The 20,248-nt window shown below is 62.5% G+C and carries 15 protein-coding genes; 11 read left to right on the plus strand and 4 right to left on the minus strand.

Annotated features, from left to right (window positions below):
* Positions 1-42: 42 nt before the first annotated feature.
* Positions 43-831: a hypothetical protein gene (locus HPO_RS02815; RefSeq protein WP_035594147.1), complete on the plus strand. Its 789-nt coding sequence runs from the start codon at positions 43-45 to the stop codon at positions 829-831.
* Between the two features lie 106 nt (positions 832-937).
* Here HPO_RS02815 and HPO_RS02820 read toward each other — a convergent pair whose 3' ends face one another.
* Together HPO_RS02820 and HPO_RS02825 are read right to left on the minus strand one after the other, a co-directional pair.
* Entirely contained in the window at positions 938-2,959 is a 2,022-nt protein-coding gene (locus tag HPO_RS02820) for an alpha/beta hydrolase family protein (RefSeq protein WP_051612202.1), read from the minus strand.
* Positions 2,960-3,091: 132 nt separating this feature from the next.
* A complete protein-coding gene (locus HPO_RS02825; protein ID WP_157532639.1) occupies positions 3,092-3,634 on the minus strand; it encodes a hypothetical protein in 543 nt (180 codons plus the stop codon).
* Between the two features lie 290 nt (positions 3,635-3,924).
* Between HPO_RS02825 and HPO_RS02830 the strand changes: the two genes are divergently transcribed.
* Positions 3,925-6,912, plus strand: a complete 2,988-nt coding sequence (locus tag HPO_RS02830; protein WP_035594151.1) for a TonB-dependent receptor domain-containing protein — start codon at positions 3,925-3,927, stop codon at positions 6,910-6,912.
* A gap of 213 nt (positions 6,913-7,125) precedes the next feature.
* On the plus strand, positions 7,126-7,659 hold the full coding sequence (locus HPO_RS02835; RefSeq protein ID WP_035594153.1) for a hypothetical protein: 534 nt from the start codon (positions 7,126-7,128) through the stop codon (positions 7,657-7,659).
* Between the two features lie 24 nt (positions 7,660-7,683).
* On the opposite strand, the gene HPO_RS02840 is transcribed toward HPO_RS02835, so the two are convergent.
* Together HPO_RS02840 and HPO_RS02845 are read right to left on the minus strand one after the other, a co-directional pair.
* A complete protein-coding gene (locus HPO_RS02840; RefSeq protein WP_051612203.1) occupies positions 7,684-8,580 on the minus strand; it encodes a class I SAM-dependent methyltransferase in 897 nt (298 codons plus the stop codon).
* A complete protein-coding gene (locus tag HPO_RS02845) occupies positions 8,577-9,392 on the minus strand; it encodes a TrmH family RNA methyltransferase (protein WP_035594155.1) in 816 nt (271 codons plus the stop codon). Before HPO_RS02845 ends, HPO_RS02840 begins: the two co-directional genes overlap by 4 nt.
* 107 nt (positions 9,393-9,499) lie before the next feature.
* Between HPO_RS02845 and HPO_RS02850 the strand changes: the two genes are divergently transcribed.
* The 8 genes from HPO_RS02850 to rpoB all read left to right on the plus strand — a co-directional run bounded on the left by HPO_RS02850 (position 9,500) and on the right by rpoB (position 20,206).
* Positions 9,500-10,924, plus strand: coding sequence for an OmpA family protein (locus HPO_RS02850; protein WP_035594158.1), 1,425 nt, complete (start codon positions 9,500-9,502; stop codon positions 10,922-10,924).
* Positions 10,921-12,270, plus strand: a complete 1,350-nt coding sequence (locus HPO_RS02855) for a hypothetical protein (RefSeq protein WP_035594160.1) — start codon at positions 10,921-10,923, stop codon at positions 12,268-12,270. Before HPO_RS02850 ends, HPO_RS02855 begins: the two co-directional genes overlap by 4 nt.
* Positions 12,271-12,383: 113 nt before the next feature.
* On the plus strand, positions 12,384-13,220 hold the full coding sequence (locus HPO_RS02860) for a M48 family metallopeptidase (protein WP_051612204.1): 837 nt from the start codon (positions 12,384-12,386) through the stop codon (positions 13,218-13,220).
* A gap of 198 nt (positions 13,221-13,418) precedes the next feature.
* The gene (gene rplK, locus HPO_RS02865; protein WP_035594161.1) at positions 13,419-13,865 is read left to right on the plus strand and encodes a 50S ribosomal protein L11; all 447 of its coding nucleotides are present in this window, start codon (positions 13,419-13,421) and stop codon (positions 13,863-13,865) included.
* A gap of 5 nt (positions 13,866-13,870) precedes the next feature.
* Positions 13,871-14,566 carry a 50S ribosomal protein L1 gene (gene rplA, locus HPO_RS02870; protein ID WP_035594162.1) on the plus strand — a complete coding sequence of 232 codons (696 nt, stop codon included), beginning with the start codon at positions 13,871-13,873 and terminating at the stop codon, positions 14,564-14,566.
* Between the two features lie 392 nt (positions 14,567-14,958).
* Positions 14,959-15,474, plus strand: a complete 516-nt coding sequence (rplJ, locus tag HPO_RS02875) for a 50S ribosomal protein L10 (protein WP_035594165.1) — start codon at positions 14,959-14,961, stop codon at positions 15,472-15,474.
* Positions 15,475-15,532: 58 nt separating this feature from the next.
* Positions 15,533-15,913: a 50S ribosomal protein L7/L12 gene (gene rplL / locus HPO_RS02880; RefSeq protein WP_035594168.1), complete on the plus strand. Its 381-nt coding sequence runs from the start codon at positions 15,533-15,535 to the stop codon at positions 15,911-15,913.
* Between the two features lie 153 nt (positions 15,914-16,066).
* Positions 16,067-20,206 carry a DNA-directed RNA polymerase subunit beta gene (gene rpoB, locus HPO_RS02885; protein ID WP_035594169.1) on the plus strand — a complete coding sequence of 1,380 codons (4,140 nt, stop codon included), beginning with the start codon at positions 16,067-16,069 and terminating at the stop codon, positions 20,204-20,206.
* Positions 20,207-20,248 lie beyond the last annotated feature (42 nt).

The following is a 20,248-nucleotide window of genomic DNA, read 5'->3' on the forward strand; positions in this document are numbered from 1 at the left end:
CCGCTTTCTTTTATGTGGCCCTGTGAATGGAAGGTTTTATCCATGCCGCGCATCACCATGAAGATGGACAATCTGAACGAACGGAATGCCGAGTTTACTCAGCAGCCCCTGCAGCATCCGGTTTTCCTCAACTCCGTTCCCAAATCCGGAACCCACCTCATTCGCAATATCATGCGCATGTTTGTGCCGGTGGAGCAGCAGTACCACGCAACCTTCCTTCAGATCCCCAATCTTCGGAACCATGCCGGGGCGGCGCTGAACCCGGCCAAGCCGATGCTGAGCTGGGGGCATCTTCTGTTTACGGATGATTCTGCCATCGCAACCCGCGCCGCGCGGCACATCCTGCTGGTGCGTGACCCCTATACCTGGGTTCTGGCGCGGGCGCGCTTCTTCGTGTCGGAGAACTTCGAGGCCAATCTCAGCCATCTGAAAGGGCCGGGGGTTTCAGCCGAAGCGCTGATGAATATGATGATCTTCGGCATCCACGGGAAAGCCCCGCCGATGGTGGACGTCTTCCAGTTCAACGCAGCGGCCTGGATGGGAACGGGCGCCAAGCTTTACCGGTATGAGGATATCGTCCGTGCTGTGAAGACGATCGACACACCGGAATCCGAAGTGTTTTTCCGCGCCTTGCTGGATGATTGCGGCATCGCCATGCCGGAGGACTGGCGGGCGCGTATCCGCATCGGCAGCGACCGGGAGCAGAGTGCAACGGCGCGTGAGAATTTGCGCGTCGACAATAGCACCATTCCGGAAGAGTTGCCGGATATCCAGAAGCGCCTCGTGGATGTGGCCATGCCGGGCATGCGCGCGCTGCTGGGCTACGCCTGACCGCGCGGGGAAGGGGGGCTGTCACCAGCCCCACAGGCTTAAACGAACTAAAAAAGGCGCGCCGGCCGGCGCGCCTTTTCCATTTGTCCTAGGGGTCGAGAGGGGGCTAGAGCCCGCAATCGTTGGTCAGGAACTTCTCGATTTCCGTCAGCGTCAGGCGTTGCTGATCCGGCGTCCAGGGCAGGCTGTGGGGCATGTCCGGAACGTTCAGATACTTCGCTTTCGTATGCTTGCGGATGGCATTGTAGAAGGCCTTGCCGAATGTATCCGGCACGCGCACGTCCCGGTCGCCATGATAGACCAGGATCGGGATTTCCGCCTGGGCGACGTCCTTGATGACATCCCGGCCAGAGAGACCTTTCCCAAAGGCCAGGCGGCTGAAACGTCCCCGGTCGATGCCGACATTGATCTTGGCCGATTCGGCATAGCCAGCGCCTGCGATCGCGCACTGATAGGGGCTGTTCTTGCGTGTGGCGGCAGCCATGGCAGCGTAGCCGCCATAAGAATATCCGAACATCGCCATCTTACCGGGCGCGGCATAGCCTTCGGAAACGAGCCATGCGGCGCCGTCATCCTTGTCGTCCTGCGCCTTGTAGCCGAACTCGCCATCGCCCGCGCGCCAGAGATCAAGCCCCCAGCCGACGCTGCCGCGATATTGAGGTTGCAGAACAGTGAACCCGCGTGAGGTCAGGAACGGCACCCAGCCGGACATGTCCCAGCCGCCGAAATCCCGTGCCCAGGGCCCGCCATGCGGCAGGATGATGGCCTTGCCGGGTGCGTCGCCTTCCTTCCAGCCCTGGCGGGGCGTCAGCAGGGCTGGGAGTTTGCGCCCATCGCGCGCATTGTAATAGACGAGTTCGGTTCGGGAGAGATCTGCCGTGTCAATCCAGGGGCGTTCCCCGCCCAATGCTTCCAGCTGGCTGCGGTCGCGCAGCAGGAAATAGCGTTCCGGCATCTGTGAGCCAGACGCGCTGAAGATGATCAGGCTGAAATCATCGTTGCGATAGAGGATGTTGACGCTTTCCGCGCCAAGCTGCTGTTCGAGCCCGAGGACGATGCCGCCGAACTCCGGGTCAATCCACTCCGTGCGCTGAATGTCTGCAGCATAGCGATAGCCGAGTACTTTGCCAAAATCATGCGCGGCCGTGGACGTTACAACGCCGGTGGCGTCAAAATCCGTGGCGAGGAAGACCGGCTCATCGCTGAGTTTCCGGGCTACCGGATCATAGGTGTAGATGGCTGACTTGTCCGAGAATTTGTTCGTCAGGATATAGTAGATCCCGGTCGCTTCATCCCGGTGGATGACCGAGAGCACCTGGCGGTTTACCGCGTCCACCGTCAGCGCATCATGCTGTTCGAAGGCGCCGCCCTTGGTGGTTTTCAGCTGGGTATACTGTTCGAAGGTGTTGCGCTTCTCATCCGTGCCAGCCTGGCTCATCACTTCGCCATCGCGGGGATCAATATAGTCTGCGCCCGTATCGCCCGAGGCGCGATAGGTGCTGCGGAAGGCGCCGGTGTTGACGTTCAGCAGCCCTATCTCCCGGGCAAAGGAAGTGCCCGAAATCCGGTTGATCAGAACATTGTCTGGATCCAGCGGCAGGGTTGAAACAACGCTGCCACGTGCGGTGATCCGCACGCAGTCCGCCGTCGACTTGCTGATGTTCCGGGTGCTGCCGAGATCGATGAAGGGCTCTTCGAAGCTCTTGAAGCTCGTATCGGTGAGAAGCACCTTGACCGACCATGTGCGGGTCGACCCAATGGCCGATCCCTCGGCGCAGCCCTGAAGGCGTCCGGTGAAGGGCTGGCGCACAACCGTCTGGATTTTCCCGTTCTTAAGGGCGGCAACACTGATGAACTCTGAATCCCGCCCATCGGGGGCAACGGTCACCGGCGGCTTGGAGAGATCGGTCAGATCCCATGCGGCGACAACCGCGCGGTCCTGATCATTGCCGGTAGACGGACCGACCAGGGCCACCATGGTTTTTCCGTCCGAAGATACCGACACGGAAGACATTGCCGGCAGTCTGGCCAGATCCTCGATGGGGATCGGCTTGGCCAGCGCGGCCGGGGTGGCAAGACTGGCCGCAAGCGCCAGAACCAGCCCGCGCACGGGCAGGGAACCTATCATGTTGATCACACTCCTGTAATTCTTGTGCTGTCGGCGCCGGTGGGCTGTCCCTCCGGCACAATATTGATCGCGGCCCTGATGCTTCAGGCCAGAGATTGCCAAACCTTAATGCCGGGGCACGTATCCTCCAAGTCAGGATATACGTTTGGCGCGGAAGCCGCTGGCGCCGTCTAGGCTCAGCATATAGCTGCCCAGTGCGGCTTTCCGGATCCGGGCTTCCTTCGCCTTCTTCACCGCAAAGGCGTTTGCCTTGACCGTATCGGTCTGCTCCCAGGTCTGGCCATTTTCGAGCACGACAACAACTTTGCCGGTGACCCCCTGGATCCGCGCCGATTTCACCGGGACGGTGATTTCGGAGACCGATTCCCGCGGAGCGGTATCACCTGCCTGACTACGGAAGAGGGAAGGGAGGCTGGGCAGGGAAAAGCCGAAGGCTTCCTTCTCGATGGACTCGATGGCCGCTACATCCACAGTCTGGACTTCGCCGGCGGTCTCCCGTGCCTTGAGCGTTGCGACCGCCTGATCGAAGCAGGCCAGCCGTTCGGCATCAGCCGGAATGGTCTGACAGGCATAGATGGGATCGATCGGGTTGGAAGGGGCCGTCTGTGCCGCCGCGACACACAAGAGCGTGGCGGACAGACAAGCGGCGGCGCTGAAGGCTGATTTGAGGACCACGATATTTCGCTCCATATCCAATAATTCTGGCACGATCATGCCCGCTAGCCGAGGCTGGTGCACCTATTGAGTTCGCGTTTCGCGTAATTCCGGGTGGAGATTCACATAAACCTGAAGCCAAATAGTCACACTCGGGGAATTTGTCGAAGGTTTTGCGACACTGTGGTTGACTGTCAAATTCTTGACTTCATTACTCACCGTTAAGGTCCGGGGAGTCGGACCCAACACTCAAACTCAAGCTGAGTGCCGCTATAGCGCGCATGCGCGCTACATTATTTTTGGAGGGTAAGTTGAACGAACCTACTTGGAAAAAGCGACTGTTCACCACATCGCTGTTTGCCGGTGCGCTGTTTGCTGCCACCAGCCCGTTTGTGGCTGTTGCGCAAGAAGCAGATGAACCTGTTGTTGAAACCACTGCTGCTCAGGGCGACGAAGCCGAAGCACGCCAGCAGCGCATCACCGTCACCGGCTCGCGCCTGGTGCGCCGTGACGAAGTTGCTGAAAGCCCGATCCTCACCGTTGGTCAGGACGCGCTGGTCACCTCGGGTCTCACCACGGTCGAGCAGTACCTGAACACGCTGCCGCAGATCACGCCGAACCTGTCGTCCCAGTCGAACAACCCGAGCTCCAACGGCCGCGCCGTTCTCGACCTTCGCGGTCTGGGTTCGGGCCGTAACCTCGTGCTCGTCAACGGCCGCCGTGGCATGCCGTCCTTCGCCGGTGGCGCAGTCGACATCAACACGATCCCTTCGGCACTCGTTGAGCGCGTTGAAATCATCACCGGTGGTGCAGCTTCGACCTACGGCGCCGACGCTGTGGCAGGTGTCGCCAACTTCATCATGCGCGACAACTTCGAAGGCGTTGAAGTCGACGGCCAGTACCGCGCTGCGATGGAAAACGGCGACGCTGTCGAGTGGGGTTCGGGCATCACCATGGGCAGCAACTTTGCTGACGGCCGTGGTAACGCTGTTCTCTCCATGAACTACTTCACCCGTGAAGTGCTCGGCAAAGGCGCTCGCGACTTCTCCGCTCAAGCGTCCAGCACCACCTCGATCTTCCCGGATGGCTCCTGGAACACGGGCACCGCGACGCCGAGCCAGGCTGCCGTTGACGCGATCTTCGGACCGGGTCTCTGCGCCACGAACGGCGGCGGTGGCGGCTTCGGCTTCAACCCCGATGGTTCGCTGTTCTGTACCGGTGTTGCCGGTAACCCGAACCGCAATATCGTTGGCTACACCGGCCCGGAATCGGCCATCGCAACCGCGTTTGCTCCGGACCTGTTCTCCTACAACTTCGAGCCGGACAACAACCTGATCCTGCCGCTCAACCGCTGGAACGTCTATTCCTCGGTTGATTACGACATCAACGACTATGTCCGTGCCTACGGCCAGTTCATCTTCACGAACTACAACGCCGAGCAGGAGCTTGCTCCGACCCCGGCAGGCGGCACCACGGGCTTCACCATTCCGGTCACGAACCCCTTCATCGCCGGTAACGCTCCGCTGCAGGCCCTGCTTGCTTCGCGCGCCAACCCGACGGCACCGTTCGCGATCTCTAAGCGTTTCAACGCGCTCGGCGGCCGTGTTGGTTCCACGACGCACGACGTCTGGCAGATGACCATGGGCTTCGATGGCAAGCTGATGGGCACCGAGACCTGGACCTATGACGTGTACATGTCGCAGGGCCGTTCCACGCTGAACGAAATCCAGACGGGTAACGTTCGCCGTGACCGCGTCCAGACGCTGCTCGATGCTGCTGATGGCGGTGCTTCGCTTTGCGCCGGTGGCCTGAACCTGCTCGGCAATGCCCCGATCAGCCAGTCCTGCATCGACTACATCTCGCTGACGGCGAAAAACCTCACCGAGATCGAACAGAAGATCATCGAAGGCTCTATCCAGGGCGAGATGTTCCAGCTTCCCGCTGGTCCGATCCAGACCGCTTTTGGTATCCAGTACCGCGAGCTGGACTATGACTTCCAGCCCGACTCCGGCCTGCAGCCGGGTATCGTTGCCGGCTTCAACCAGCAGCTCCCGACCTCTGGCTATCTTGACTGGTACGACCTCTACACCGAGGCTCTGATCCCGGTCGTGAAAGACATGCCTTTCGCTGAAGAAGTGACGCTGACCGCTGGTTACCGCGTGACGGATAACAGCCGTTCGGGCACCTCGGACTCCTGGAAGATCAATGGTGACTGGAAAGTCAACGACTACCTCCGCTTCCGCGGTGGTTATCAGAAGGCTATCCGTTCGCCGTCCATCACCGAGCTCTTCGCTCCGGTGCTGAACAACTTCCCGACCTTCACCAACCAGGACCCCTGCAACACCTCCGTCGGTTCGACCACGAACCCTGAGTACGGTCGTGCTGGCGCCAATGGCGCACAGGTGCAGGCACTCTGCGCGATCCAGTCGGGTCTTGCTGGCGGCGCCACGTTCAACCAGCCCTCGGGCCAGGCAACGGGTCTCACCGGTGGTAACGTCAACCTGTCGCCGGAAGAATCCGACTCCTATACCATCGGCTTCGTCCTCTCCTCGCCGTTCACGGGCAATTCCTTCGTGGAAAGCCTTGGCCTGACGGTCGACTACTGGTCCATCGAATTGGACAAGCAAATCGGTGCCTTTGCCGCGACCACCATCGTTCAGCGCTGCTTCAACCGCGATGGTGCAAACCCGACCTATGATCCGGCCAACGCCTGGTGTCAGCTCTTCGAGCGTGACCCGAGCAATGGCGGCGTCATCAACCTGTCGCAAACCAACACCAATGACCTCGCTCTGGAAACCTCTGGCGTGGACATCACGGGCCGTTGGGGTGTTGATCTCGACACCTATGGCGCTCTGAACTGGAACCTGGTTGCGACCTGGATCGAGGCCTACAAGTCGGGCACCACCGTGACCGCAACCGACCCGATGTACGAATATGTCGGCACCATCGGTTCGCTGACGGGTTCGGCTGTTCCGGAATGGAAGTTCACCCTGAACTCCACCTACACCTACGACGATCTGCGTCTGACGCTCGCAACGCGTTACATTCAGAACATGTCGCACGCAAACCGCGTGACCGGTGGCAGTGCAGCGTCGAACACCAACGTTCCGGAAACCTGGTACTTCGACCTCAACGGCTCGTACAACCTGACCGACTACGTCACGCTCCGCGCTGGTGTGAACAACCTGTTCGACCAAGAGCCGCGTCTGTACACGCCGAACGTTCAGGCCAACACCGACCCGTCCCAGTATGACGTGGTTGGCCGCTCGGCCTTCGTGGGTGTCAACCTGCGCTTCTAATCGGGACTGGCCGGCGCAATCCGGCCATTCTTTCTCGACTACAGGAACGGCGGTCCTTCGGGGCCGCCGTTTTCTTTTTCTGCTGGTTCCGTATCGGCCTCTTTGGGGTCTGACAGGAGCGGGGCTCAGGGCTGTGCCAGCCCCCCTGTTGAGGGGGATTACAGGGGGGCTTGGTCTGGCATTCTGGGATCATCCATCACATGGGAGATCGACATGACCCTCAACCGACCTTTGAAGATGCTGGCGGGGCTTGCCGTGGCGGGCCTCGTTGCGGCGTGTGCCAGTGCGCCGCCTCCGCCCGCGCCAGCGCCACTTGCAGCGGTTCCGGACCTGCCGGCGCCGGAATGGCGCAAGATCATCCAGCAGGACGAGCGTTTTGCCGTCTTTATCGCCCAGCCGGCCGTGCCCGAGGGAGACCTTGCCTATTTCCGGATGGTGTATGTCTACAGGCCGGACGAAGTGTCCTTCGATGGCCGGTATGTGGCCTGGCAGGAATATCCGTATGCGACGCTCAACTGCGCGCGGGATAGTGTGAGGATGGGCCAGCGCACGCGCTATGACTTTGAGGGCAACGCCTTCGGGCAGGACGAAGACACGGCCTTCTACCCGATCATCGGGCATGCGGTGGCGCGCGCCCGCGATGTCATCTGCAAGAATGAGCCCTGGCAGGGGATGGAAGTCGTCTCCGGCGGAAAAGGCTGGGTCGAGCGCGAGCGGGCGAGAATCCCGGGCAGCAAGGCCCTCTAGGGCCGGCAACGGGGCAGGGTGGCCTCAGGCCGCCCGCCACCGCGCATAAAGCGCAGTCGGCAGCAGGCGGTCTGAGCCCTGCTGGGGCAGGGCCATTTCGCCCATTTCCATGACGCCCACATAGGGTTTCAGCCGGTCGCCGAGGGCCTGGGCCACGGCGAGATAGGAGAGGCGCACGGCATAGGCGGTCGCGATGACGAAGCGCGGTTCCTCGCTGAGGAGGTCGCGCACGCCGTCGAGCAGTTCGGGCAGGCTCTCTTCGAAGCGCCAGGTTTCGTTCTTGGGGCCGCGGCCAAATTTCGGCGGGTCGAGCACGATGCCGTCATACTTGCTGCCGCGGCGGATTTCCCGGGCGACGAACTTCATCGCGTCATCGGCAATCCAGCGGATGGTGCGGTCATCAAGGCCGGAGAGGGACTGGTTGTCCTTGCCATAGCCGTTGGATTTCGGGCTGGCATCGAGATGGACGACTTCGGCGCCGGCCGCCGCGCAGGCGAGCGACATCATGCCGGTATAACCAAAGAGGTTCAGCACTTTCAGTGGGCGTTTTACGGCGCGGATCTGGTCCTGCGCAAACCGCCAGTGGACGGAGTGTTCCTGGAACACGCCCATATGGCGGAAGGCGGTGCGGCGCGCGGTGAAGGTGAGGCCGTTCCAGCGCATCGGCCAGCTTTCGGCGGCGCGTGGGGAGAGCGCTTCCCATTGCCCCGCGCCGTCTTCATCCTGCGCCTTGGTGACGAACCGGGCGTCTGCCTTCCAGCTCTGCACCGGCCGGGCCGGTTCCCAGAAGGCCTGCGGATCGGGCCGGATTACGGTCTGGCTGCCGAAGCGTTCCAGCTTTTGCAGGTGACCTGAATCGAGCAGGGCATAGTCTTCCCAGTCATCGGCAATCAGCAGGCGGGTTTCGGTCTTCATGGTCATGCATAGCCCCGCTGGCGCCAGGCCTCATAGATCATGACGGCGCTGGCCTGGGCAAGGTTGAGGCTGTCGGCCCCGCCGCGCATGGGGATGAGGCAGAGCGTGTCGCAGGCTGCTTCCGCCCAGCCGGGCAGGCCGGCCTGTTCATTGCCCATCAGGATGATGGATCCGCCGGTGAAATCAGCCCCGTCATGACGCACGGTCCCGTTTACAGATGCAGCGCTGAGGCGCATGCCCGCGCCTTTGCGCCAGGTGTTGAGACTATCGAAATCTGCATGGGCAAAGGGCACGTCAAACACCGATCCCATGGACGCGCGCACGGCCTCGAAACTGTAAGGATCACAGCAGGTTCCCACCAGGATCACGCCGCTCACCCCGGCGCAGTCTGCTGTGCGCAGGATGGTGCCGAGATTGCCGGGATCGCGCACTTCATAGAGGGCGATGTAGAGGGGGGCGGTCTTGGGCGCGGGCAGGTTCGCAAGGCTGAGATGGCGCTGGCGGAAGGCGGCGACCACGCTCTGGGCGTTGTCCTTCTGGGTGATCTTGCTCATCAGCCGCTCAGGCGCCATCACCACGCGGGCGCCGGCCTTTGCCGCGTCGCGCGCCAGGTCACGGATCTGTGGCCGTTCTGCCATATCGGCGGCAATAATCACGGTTTCCGGCTGCCAGCCGCGGGCCAGGCCCTCGCTGACAATCCGGGCACCTTCGGCCAGGAAGAGGCCGGTTTCGGCGCGCTCCTTCTTGCGTTCAAGGCCTTTCAAGGTCTTGATCAGCGGATTGGAGGGGCTGGTGATCAGTTCGAGGGGCTGTTTCATCGCCGGGTTGGGCCTGACTGGTTCATCTTGCGATCAGTTAAGGGTTAGGGCATGCCTCGCCCGAGAGAGTGCTGTGGGGGTACTGGTTTTGGGAGGTCAGCGACGTCATGCGCCTGCTTGACTACCTTATTGGGGGGCTCGCCCTCCTGGCCCTGCCTTTCCTTATGTGGTGGGGCATCTACCAATCCCCACAGAGCGCTGTAAACCTCCAAGCGCGGCTTGAGGCGCGGGCCAAGGCGGCGCTTGCCGAAGGCGGGGCCGATTGGGCCAGCGTTCGCATCGATGGCCAGCGGGCCGTCATCACCGGCGCGGCGCCCTCCCATGATGCGGTGACTGAAGCGGCGCGCTTCGTGCGGCGCAGCAGCGGCCCCGGCGGCGTGATATTTGGCGGCGTGACCCTGGTGGAAAACCGGGCCGACGCGGCCCCGCCGGTTTCCCCCTATGTGTGGCGGGCCACGAAGACGCAGGAAGGGCGGATCGTGCTGTCCGGCCTTGTGCCCTCCAAGGCGATCCAGGCGACGCTGGTGGAGGACGCCCGCCTTGTGGGCCGCGCCGCGGTGGATAACGAGATGCAGCTGGCCGCCGGCGCGCCGGCAGGCAACTTCCAGGGGATGGCCCGGCTGGCGCTGAAACAGCTTGCGCAAATGGACCAAGGGGAGGTGATCCTCACCGATCACCGTCTGGTGCTGCGCGGCGAGGTGGCTGATCCGGCCCTTCGGGCGGAGATCGCCAGGGCGGTGTCGGGCGTGGCCGCGCCCTTCCGCGGAGAGCCGCTTCTGACCGGCGACATTCGCTGGCGCGCGCGCGTTAAGGACAATGTCCTGACGCTGTCTGGCACCATCTCCGATGAGGGCGAGCGGGGCCAATTGCTGGCGGCGGCCGAGGAGAGCTTTGCCGGCGAGATCCGTGACGAGATGACGGCTGGCGCGGGGATGCCTGAAGGCTGGCTCACCGGCGCGTTGGCCGGGTTGCCGGAATTTGCGAAGTTCCGCGCCGGTGAGATGGCGTTTGATGCGGCGGGCGGCGTGTTCATTTTCGACGGCGAGGCGCGGCCCAGCACACTCTATTACCTGAAGGACGACATGGCGCGCGTCGCAGGCCGCTGGAAGACGGCGATTGGCGCCCACATGTCCGAAAGTGTCCAGGAAATGTCCGGAAATGTCTTGCCGATGTCTGCAGAGGACGCGGGAATGGACTGCCAGGGAGAGCTTCGCGCGGCGCTTGCCGCCGGACAGATCCGCTTCATCCATGGCGGCGCGGCCATTGCCCGCGAAAGCGGCCCGCAGCTCGACCAGGTTGCCGGGATCATCCGCCGCTGTGGCGCGTCTGAGCGGTTCGAGGTTGTCGCGGCCGGAAATGTGCAGGCGTCCGAACTGGTGGATTTCCTTGTCTCGGCAGGGGTGCCCCGCGCGCAGCTGGCTGCTATCAGCTATAGTCGCCCCGGCGGCGAGGCGGCTAATCAGGAAGCTGACGCGGACACGGCAGCGGCCCGGCCGGTAGACATCAGAGTTTTGGAACGGAGCGGAGAATGACCTGGCTTGTGGCGCATATGTGGATCGCACTGGCCGGGGCAGCGCTCGTGGCACTGCTGCTGGGCTGGTCGCTCCGCGGCATGTTGCTGACCGGGCGTCTGCGCCGGGCGGAAGTCGACCGCGATGTGACGAAAGTGGAGCTCAGCGAAGCGCGTGACGAGATCGAGCGCCTGTTTGCCGCCCAGCGCAAGCTGCTGGCGGGGCAGGGCGGGGCGCAGGCCTTCGAGGCAGCGCAGGTCTCGCCCCAGGCTGACCCGGCGCTGGAACAGCGGCTTGCCGAAACCCTCTCGGCCCTGCGCGCGGCGCGGGACGAACTCGACGCGCTGAAGGCCGCGCCGCCCGTGCTGGCGCCAGCGCCGGAAATGGCAGCCGTGCCCGCGATTGATGGGGCTGCAATGCTGCGCACCCAGGAGCTTGAAGATCAGGTTGCCGGGCTTGAAGCAGAGCTGGCCGAAGCCCGCCGGGCGCTGACGGACGCGGAAGTGGCGCGCGCAGAGGCCGTTGCGGCAGCGGCGCCCGTGCCTGCGCCTGTTCAGGCTGAAGCGCCCCCGGCCGCGGAGGCAGACCCCAAGCTGGCATGGAGAGTTTCTTATCTGGCGCTACGCGTGAAGGCGCTGGAAAACGAAGTGGCTGCCCAGCCAGCCCCGGCGGCGCCCGCGCCAGAAGTGAAAGAAGCGGCGCCGGTGGCCGCAGCGATCCTCCCCGCCGAGCCGAAGGCTGATGAGGAGTCGCCCGAGGAAGAACTGGCCCGTCTGCGCTGGCGCAACCGCTATCTGGAAGGCCGCCTTGCCTATCTTGAAGGGGACCAGGAAAGCGTCGCCGACGAGATCGCTGCGCAGGACGAGGAGACCGCCGGCGAGGCGTTCGAGGCGGAGACCGAATACGAGGCCGAGGAAGCGCCGGATGCGGCCCATGACATTGATGAAGCCTATGACGAGCTGGAAGACATCGCCGGGGATGAAGGCGGCGATGATGATGGTTTCGAAGACGAGGACGAAGAAGAAGATGAGGGCGCGTTTGCCGCGGAAACCATCCTCGGCCGGCTTGAGGAAGAAGATGCGCTAGCCGATGCCGGAGAGGCGGCCGATGTGGCGCCCGCCCGCCCGCTGGCGCTGGAGCGGCCGGTGGAAGGCGCGCCGGACGACCTGACCCTGATCGGCGGGATCGGTCCACGTATTCAGGAAGTGCTGAACTCGCTGGGCATCTATCATTTCGATCAGATTGCCGACTGGAGCCCGGAGAACATCGCTTGGATCGACGATTATCTGCACTTCAATGGCCGCGTGAAGCGCGAAGGCTGGGTGGAGCAGGCGGCCATTCTGGTGGGCGAGGGCGCCGAGCCCTGAGGCCGTTCACATTCAGCAGCGGTTCACGGGCAGGGGCCTAGGGATCGCAGGCTGGAATTGCAATTTACCGCCGGGGGGTTAACCTTCCCATGGCCGGTTTCAGGGAGAGAAAAATGGTCGAACGCATTGATTTTGACGGCGAGATTCTTGCTGGCGCGCCCAGGATCCGGATGTCGCGCCGCGCGATCATCACCGGCATCGCGGCCGGCACGGTGCTGCCTTTCGTGTCGAGCTGCACGACCAATCCGGAGACCGGCCGCAGCCAGTTCCTGCTAATGGGCGACGCGGAAGTGGCGAGCATGGCGACGGCCGCCTGGTCTGACATGAAAAGCCAGGTGCCGCAGACTTCCAATTCGGCCCTGCGCAACCGCGTGCTGAATGTCTGGAACCGCACCGCAAAAGGCGCCAAGCGCGATCATGAACAGTGGGATGTGGCGGTGTTCGACACCGATGATGTCAACGCGTTCGTGATGCCGGGCAACCGGGTGGGCGTCTATCGCGGGATTACCGAACTGACGGAGAATGACGACCAGCTGTCGTCTGTGCTGGGCCATGAGGCAGGCCATGTGACGGGCCGCCATGCGGCAGAGCGGATGTCCGTGACCATGGCGGCGCAGGCCGGCATGATGGTCGGCCAGATCGCCGTGGCGTCTTCCGAGGAGCTCAGCAAGTATGGCTCGGCCATCGGCGCGCTCGGCGGGGCGGCGGTGCAGTTCGGCGTCATTCTGCCCTACAGTCGCAATCATGAGCTGGAGGCCGACCGCCTCGGCGTCGATTACATGTATAATGCGGGCTATGACGTGAAACAGTCTGTCCGCCTGTGGGAGCTGATGGATGCCCAGTCCAAGGGCCAGCGCCCGGCGGAATTCATGTCGACCCACCCGGATCCGGTCCGCCGCGCCCAGGAGCTGCGCCAGTATATCAATGCGCGCGGCTATGCGATGATGTAGGGAAGGGGGCAGCCCCTCTCTGCGAAAGGCCCGGACGCCAGGCGCTCCGGGCTTTTTCATGCCTGCAGCTTGACCGGGCAGAGGCTTTCGGCCATACGCCCCGCTTCTGCGGGAGGCTGCCAGCCGAACCGCGGAGCCTCGTATTCAACCGGGCGGATCGAAAGACCACCGCCCCTTCGCCAAAGTTGTGAGGACAAAATGGCTAAGAAACTTCTGGGGCAGATCAAGCTCCAGATCCCGGCCGGCAAGGCCAACCCGTCGCCGCCAGTGGGCCCCGCCCTCGGTCAGCGCGGTATCAACATCATGGAATTCTGCAAAGCCTTCAACGCCCGTACCCAGGGTATGGAAGAAGGCCTGCCGACCCCTGTTGTGATCCAGTATTATCAGGACAAGTCGTTCACCTTCGTCACCAAGACGCCGCCGGCAACCGTTCTGCTGAAGAAGGCCGCTGGCCTGAAACTCGGCAAGAAGCCTGCTTCTGGCGCGAAAAAGCCCGGTTATGACACCGTCGGCAAGGTGACCATGGACCAGGTCCGCGAGATCGCGAAGGTCAAGATGGAAGACCTGAACGCCAATGACCTTGACGCAGCCACCAAGATCATCGCCGGCTCTGCCCGCGCGATGGGTCTGCAGATCGTGGAGTAAGCGACATGGCGACCAAAGGTAAACGCACCCGCGCAATCGAGCAGACCGTCGACAAGACGAAAGCTTACACGATCTCCGAGGCTGTGAAGCTCGTGAAATCGAACGCCAAGGCGAAGTTCGACGAGTCGATCGAAATCGCCATCAATCTCGGCGTTGACCCCAAATATGCTGACCAGCAGGTCCGCTCGGTGGTGAACCTGCCGGCAGGCACCGGGAAGGACGTCCGCGTGGCCGTGTTCGCAAAGGACAAGAAGGCTGAGGAAGCCCTGGCGGCTGGCGCAGACATCGTCGGCGCAGAAGACCTGTTCGAAAAGGTCAATGGCGGCTTCATGGACTTTGACCGCGTGATCGCGACGCCGGACATGATGGGCCTCGTCGGCCGTCTCGGTAAGGTGCTCGGCCCCCGCGGCCTGATGCCGAACCCGAAAGTCGGCACCGTGACCCCGAACGTCACCCAGGCCGTCAAGGACGCCAAGGGCGGCGCCGTCGAGTTCAAGGTCGAGAAGGCCGGTATCGTTCATGCCGGCGTTGGCAAAGCCAGCTTCACCGACGCCGACATCGAGAAGAACGTTCAGGCGTTCATCTCCGCTGTCGTGAAAGCTCGCCCGTCGGGCGCAAAGGGCACGTTCGTGCGCAAGGTCACCCTGTCGTCCACGATGGGCGCCGGCGTCATGATCGACCTGGCCGAAGCCAAAGGCTGATCTTCGTCCCTTCGGGACTGAAATTGGGAGAAGCCCGGAGCGCCTTGCTGCTCCGGGCTTTTTTCTGCCCCTGTGAAAAAATGAGGGAAGGGGCTTGCGAACCTCTGGAAAAAGCGTTAATGCCCCCCGCTTGACGGGAGTTCTCCGATATGCATCGGCGGCCTCCCGTTTTCCTGTCCTAGACCATAGGTCATACCCTTCGGGGTTGCTAAGGGCCATCTGGCCGCCTGTGCAGACGGGGTGAGGCGTTGATACGGTTCGGAATCTTCTGGAATTTTCCAGGGGGTGCAAGCCGGGCAGGCCAATCCCTGGGCAGGCGCTGAGGCTCTTTCGGGAGTCTTGGCGATCACCAGGGCGGCCGGATGGTCCGGACGCCTCAATGGAGACCCGCAATGGATAAAGCTGGAAAAAGCGCGGCTCTTGAGAACCTCAAAGGGGTTTTCGAAGGGGCGGGCGTGGTCGTCGTGACCCACTATACCGGTCTTACCGTGGCGGAAATGACGAAGCTGCGTGGCCTGCTCCGCAAGGACGGCGCGCACTTCAAAGTGGTCAAGAACCGCCTCGCGAAAATCGCGCTGGGCGGGGCAGGTGGCGACAAGGCACAGGAGCTCTTCCAGGGCCCCGTGGCAATCGCCTACTCGCCGGATCCGGTGTCGGCTGCAAAAGCGGCCGATGAGTTCTCGAAGGAAAATTCGAAACTCGTCATCATCGGCGCCGTGATGGGTGAGCAGGTCCTCGATGCCAAAGGCGTCGAAGCCCTCGCGAAACTGCCGTCCCTCGACCAACTGCGTGGCAAGCTCATCGGCCTCATCCAGGCACCGGCAACGAAAGTTGCAGGCGTCATTCAGGCACCGGCTTCGCAACTTGCCCGCGTGGTGTCCGCGTATGCGTCGAAAGACGCCGCATAAGACACCCGTTTTCGCAACACCAAGACCTTAACAACCGAACCAAACAGGAATTGAAACCATGGCAAATCTCGAAAAGATTGTCGAAGATCTCTCGGCTCTGACCGTTCTGGAAGCCGCTGAGCTCGCAAAGATGCTCGAAGAAAAGTGGGGCGTTTCTGCTGCTGCTCCGGTGGCTGTCGCTGCTGCTGGCGGCGGCGCTGCTCCGGCTGCTGCTGTTGAAGAGAAGACCGAATTCGATGTCGTGCTGACCGACGCTGGCGCGAAGAAAATCGAAGTCATCAAACTCGTCCGCGAAGTCGTTCCGGCCCTCGGCCTGAAAGAAGCCAAAGACCTCGTCGAAGGCGCTCCGAAGACCGTCAAGGAAGGCGTTGCCAAAGCTGACGCTGAAGAGATGAAGAAGAAATTCGAAGCTGCAGGCGCAAAAGTCGAGCTGAAGTAAGCTCTGCGGTTTCGCATCCGGGCGGCGTTCGCGCGAGGCGTCACCCGTTCAAGGATCTGCGCGGCGGTCTCCATTGGGGATCGCCGCGTACTCGCGTTCTAATCACAGGCTGTCTGCGCGCGTGCGGACAAGCCGAAAGACTGGGAACCTGGGATGGCACTCTCCTTCACGGAAAAGAAACGTATCCGCAAAAACTTCGGCCGCATTCCCGAAGCCATCGAAATGCCAAACCTGATCGAGGTCCAGCGCGAGTCCTACGAAGCCTTCCTCCAGATGAACACGCCGCGCGAAAAGCGCACGGACGATGGCCTGGGCGGTGTCTTCAAATCGGTTTTCCCGATCACGGACTTCTCTGAGCGCGCGACCCTCGAATACGTCTCCTACGAGTTCGAACAGCCTAAGTTCGACGTTGAAGAGTGCGTCCAGCGCGACCTGACATTCCAGGCGCCGCTGAAGGTTCGCCTCCAGCTCGTGGTGTTCGACGTTGATGAAGACACCGGCGCCCGCTCGGTCAAGGAAGTGAAAGAGCAGGAATGCTATCTCGGCGACATCCCGCTGATGACCGAGAAGGGCACTTTCGTCGTCAACGGCACCGAGCGCGTGATCGTCTCGCAGATGCACCGTTCGCCGGGCGTATTCTTTGACCATGACAAGGGCAAGACCCACGCTTCGGGCAAGCTGCTGTTTGCCGCCCGCATCATTCCGTATCGCGGCTCCTGGCTCGATTTCGAGTTCGACGCGAAAGACATCCTGAACATCCGGATCGACCGCAAGCGCAAGCTGCCGGCGACGACGATGCTCTATGCGCTCGGCTATGACACCGAGCAGATCCTCGACCAGTTCTACACCCGCTCCATCTACCGCCTCGACAAGAAGGGCTGGGTCACCAGCTTCCGCGCCGATGCCTGGAAGGGTGTGAAGCCGGAATTCGACCTGATCGACGCCAAGACCGGCAAGGTCGTGGCCGAGGCCGGCAAGAAGATCACCGCGCTCAAGGCAAAGCGTACGGCTGAAAGCGGCACAGACGAGATCCTCGTCACCTCCGAAGCCCTCGTCGGCAAGTTCCTGGCCCGCGATGTCGTCAATCTGGAAACCGGGGAAATCTTCGGGGAAGCCGGCGACGCGCTGGAAGAGGCGACCATCGCCGAAATGCGCGATTACGGCATCGACCTGATCGAAGTGCTGGACATCGACGCTGGTGGCCGTGGCCCCTGGCTGCGCAACACGCTGAAAGCCGACAAGAACGAGACCCGCTTCGAGGCCCTCTCGGACATCTACCGCGTCATGCGCCCCGGCGAGCCGCCGACGCAGGAAGCGGCAGAAGCCCTCTTCGGCCAGCTGTTCTTCGATGCTGAACGCTATGACCTCTCGGCCGTTGGCCGCGTGAAGATGAACATGCGTCTCTCGGTGGCCGTGCGCGAGTACGAGTCGGCTGAAGACAACATGCGCACCCTGCGCAACGAAGACATCATCGGCGTCATGAAGGTCATCCTCGACCTGAAGGACGGCAAGGGCGAAGTCGACGACATCGACAACCTCGGCAACCGGCGTGTCCGCTCGGTCGGCGAGCTGATGGAAAACAACTACCGCATCGGTCTCGTGCGCATGGAGCGCGCGATCAAGGAACGTATGGGCGCGGTCGATATCGACACCGTGATGCCGCACGACCTGATCAATGCCAAACCGGTTGTGGCCGCTGTCCGCGAATTCTTCGGCTCCTCGCAGCTGTCGCAGTTCATGGACCAGACCAACCCGCTCTCCGAGATCACCCACAAGCGCCGTCTTTCGGCCCTTGGCCCGGGCGGTCTGACGCGCGAGCGTGCCGGCTTCGAGGTCCGCGACGTTCACCCGACCCATTATGGCCGTATCTGCCCGATCGAGACGCCGGAAGGCCCGAACATCGGTCTGATCAACAGCCTCGCGACCCATGCGCGCGTCAACAAGTACGGCTTCATCGAGAGCCCGTACCGCCGCGTGCTGAACGGCAAGCTGACTGAAGAGGTCGTGTACCTCTCCGCGATGGAAGAGAGCATCTATTCGATTGCTCAGGCCAACGCGACGGTCAACGAGAAGGGCGAACTCGTGAACGAGTTCGTCAACGCCCGTGTGGCTGGCGAAGCGACCATGGTTGCCCGCGAAGAAGTTCAGTACATGGACGTTTCGCCCAAGCAGGTCGTCTCGGTGGCTGCCTCGCTTATTCCGTTCCTCGAGAATGACGATGCCAACCGCGCGCTGATGGGCTCGAACATGCAGCGTCAGGCGGTGCCGCTTGTGAAGTCAGAAGCTCCGTTCGTCGGTACCGGCATGGAGGCGGTCGTTGCCCGCGACAGCCGCGCTGCCATCGTTGCCCGCCGGGCAGGGGTGGTCGAGCAGGTCGATGCGATGCGTATCGTTGTGCGCGCCACCGACGAGCTGGAAGGCTCCAAGTCGGGCGTCGACATCTACCGCCTCGCCAAGTTCCGCCGCTCGAACCAGAACTCGTGCATCAACCAACGCCCGATCGTGAAGGTTGGCGACGTTGTGTCGAAGAACGACATCATCGCCGACGGTCCGTCCACGGATCTTGGTGAGCTGGCGCTCGGCCGGAACGTGCTCGTCGCGTTCATGCCCTGGAACGGCTACAACTTCGAAGACTCCATCCTGATCTCCGAGCGCATCGTGCGCGACGACGTGTTCACCTCGATCCACATCGAGGAATTCGAAGTTGCCGCCCGCGATACCAAGCTCGGCCCGGAAGAGATCACCCGCGACATTCCCAACGTCGGTGAGGAAGCGCTCCGCAACCTCGACGAAGCCGGGATCGTGGCGGTTGGCGCCGAAGTGAAGGCCGGGGACATCCTCGTCGGCAAGGTCACGCCGAAGGGCGAAAGCCCGATGACGCCGGAGGAGAAACTCCTGCGCGCCATCTTCGGCGAAAAAGCCTCTGACGTGCGCGACACGTCGCTGCGCGTGCCGCCGGGCGACGCCGGTACGGTTGTGGATGTCCGCATCTTCAACCGCCACGGCATCGACAAGGACCAGCGCGCGCTGCAGATCGAGCGTGAGCAGATCGAGAAGCTGCAGGAAGACAAGGAAGACGAACAGTCGATCCTTGAGCGGAACACCTATTCGCGCCTGCACGACATTCTCGTAGGCAAGGAAGCGGCTGCGGGTCCGAAAGGCTTCAAGGCCGGCAAGATCGCCGAAGCGGCTCTCGAAGAGCTGAACCAGCGTCAGTGGTGGGATATCGAGCTGAAGTCTGAAAAGGCTCAGGCCGAACTCCAGGCTCTGCGCGAACAGTTCGACGCGTCGATCCGCGAGCTTGATGCCCGCTTCAACGACAAGGTCGAGAAGGTCCAGCGCGGCGATGATCTGCCTCCGGGCGTGATGAAGGTCGTGAAGGTCTTCCTGGCTGTGAAGCGCAAGCTGCAACCGGGCGACAAGATGGCCGGCCGTCACGGCAACAAGGGGGTTATCTCCAAGATCAACCCGCTCGAAGACATGCCCTTCCTGGAAGACGGCACGCCGGTCGACATCGTTCTCAACCCGCTGGGCGTGCCTTCGCGGATGAACGTTGGTCAGATCCTCGAGACCCACTCTGGCTGGGCCTGCCGCGGCCTTGGCCACATCATCGACAAGGCACTGGAAGAGTTCCACCAGAAGCATGACATCAAGGCGCTGAAAGCCTCGCTGACCCATGCGTATGGCGAAAGCCAGGATCTGCCGGAGGGCGATGAGGAGATCATCGAGCTGGCCGGCAACCTCCGGAACGGCGTTCCGATTGCCACCCCGGTCTTCGATGGCGCCCGCGAGGACGACATCAACGACCTGCTGGTTCGCGCCGGTCTCGACTCGTCGGGTCAGGTCCGCCTGTTCGACGGCCGCACCGGTGTGGCGTTCACGCGCCCGGTCACGGTTGGCTACAAGTACCTTCTGAAGCTGCACCACCTGGTCGACGAGAAGATCCACGCCCGTTCCACCGGTCCGTACTCGCTCGTCACGCAGCAGCCGCTGGGCGGCAAGGCTCAGTTCGGCGGTCAGCGCTTCGGCGAGATGGAGGTCTGGGCTCTGGAAGCCTATGGCGCTGCCTACACGCTGCAGGAAATGCTGACGGTGAAGTCGGACGATACGGCCGGCCGCGCCAAGGTCTACGAAGCGATCGTCCGCGGGGACGACACCTTCGAGGCCGGCATTCCGGAGAGCTTCAACGTGCTTATCAAGGAGATGCGTTCGCTCGGTCTCAACGTCGAGCTGCTCGAGGAAAATGGCCTGGAGCGCGATGCAACGGATGAGGCCCCGGTGGCCGCCGAGTAGACTTCTGCAAAATAGGGCCCCGCTTACCGGCGGGGCCTCGCC

This window comes from Hyphomonas polymorpha PS728 (assembly GCF_000685315.1).
Classification (GTDB): Bacteria; Pseudomonadota; Alphaproteobacteria; order Caulobacterales; family Hyphomonadaceae; genus Hyphomonas; species Hyphomonas polymorpha.